Here is a 727-nt window from a genome sequence, read left to right as displayed (position 1 = left end):
GTTATATGCTTAGGGAGGAATCTTGGTCAAGAAAGGTCTAACTTCAAACCAAATAATTGTATTAATACCTTTCTGTATTATATTAGCATTAATACAAGTGGCTATTTGGTCTGATATATTAGTGTATAAAGCTCCTAGAGATGTATTATCAATAGTTTCCGTTTTATTATTTTCTTCCATATTGCTGCTGTTTGTTTTTTCTTTACTGCTAAACCGAAATTTCAGAAAACTATGGTTTTCAAAAGAGGGGGTAAACGGAAGAAAAAACAGACCAATTTTAGCTGCTATAAGCGTGTTTGTTATTGTTCCTTTATTTACGCATATTGCGGTAATTAGGGGTATTCCTGCTGTAATAAATTTGGCTCCTTTTGGAATTGGAAGTCAGGTAGTGACAGTGGTTGAAACAACGTCATCAAAAAGTTGTCGTCGTGGCGCGGAAATAAATGAATTTTCAGGATTTATAAACAATGAAATATGTGGGCTACCTAGATGGGCTTGGGAATCATTAAATCCTGGTGACAAACTTGAGTTAATTGGTAAAAAGTCACCAGTAAGCTTTTCATATCAAAAATTCATCATCATCAAAAATGGGGAAGAAGGTGAATTTTAGTTCTTGCGCATCACATATAACAATCAAATCAAGGTGATGCTTTTTACTCGGCATTTTTGGTTTGAAGTTCGGTGCGCTTGGTTGGTTCAACGTGGCACACCTTATTTGGGGCGTTAT

1 protein-coding gene is annotated in these 727 nt (G+C 35.4%); it reads left to right on the top strand.

Annotated elements, in window-relative coordinates; genetic code table 11:
* Positions 1–22 precede the first annotated feature (22 nt).
* Positions 23–610, top strand: coding sequence for a hypothetical protein (locus C9I99_RS27080; RefSeq protein ID WP_146151187.1), 588 nt, complete (start codon positions 23–25; stop codon positions 608–610).
* Positions 611–727: the final 117 nt, after the last annotated feature.

Origin of the sequence: Photobacterium lutimaris (genome assembly GCF_003025555.1) — a bacterium.
Lineage (GTDB): Bacteria > Pseudomonadota > Gammaproteobacteria > Enterobacterales > Vibrionaceae > Photobacterium > Photobacterium lutimaris.
Note: the sequence above shows the minus strand (reverse complement) of the source record. Positions and strands in the feature narration are given on the sequence as shown.